Genomic DNA, 575 nt, shown 5'->3' with positions numbered 1-575 from the left:
AGCTTTTCGATAATGCCCACTGGCTCATGACCAATAGTCAGCCCTTTAGCAACAGGATATTCACCCTTAAAGATATGAATATCAGTACCGCAAATGGTCGTTGTAGTGATTTTTAGCAAAGCATCATTTGGCCCAACATCGGGTATCTTCTTATCAGTGATTTCGATCTTACCTGGCTCAACAAATATTAGTGATTTCATCATGCTCATGCCACACTCCTTGTTTTAACCCTTATTTGGACATAATAGAGTTTGATACCCTACTCAATGAGTGTAGGCCATAAAAGTGACACTTTAAAGCAAAATCCACAATTACTTTATGGTTTTAAAAACTACTGATAAATTCACGTGAAATGAAATATAGATACAGCCGAAAATAAGTGAGGATTTTTACTCACTATCAATTGAATGCGGATACTCTCGGCTGACAATGTGAGCGGTGAGCTCTGCACCTTTTCCCTTCTCTTGTCTCAAGGTTAAAATACTCTGGGTCCGTGTGCCATAAGTAGGCTTGCTGGTGTCAGCATTGCCAAAGCTCACAGGCTCAATATAAACAGAGGATAAGGTCTGTTCAAG

Annotated in this window: 1 protein-coding gene and 1 pseudogene; both read right to left on the bottom strand. The window is 39.7% G+C overall.

The window, feature by feature from the left end; translation table 11 throughout:
* The coding region (locus ACS8FC_RS19530; RefSeq protein WP_439298007.1) for an alcohol dehydrogenase catalytic domain-containing protein at positions 1 to 209 on the bottom strand (209 nt) is incomplete at its 3' end.
* 180 nt (positions 210 to 389) lie between these two features.
* Positions 390 to 575, bottom strand: a pseudogene (locus tag ACS8FC_RS19525) (NRDE family protein); the annotation flags it as partial.

The sequence above is a fragment of the Psychrobacter sp. 1Y4 genome (genome assembly GCF_051847555.1).
The sequence above is the reverse complement of the archived record's forward strand: the minus strand, read 5'-3'. Positions and strand labels throughout refer to the sequence as shown.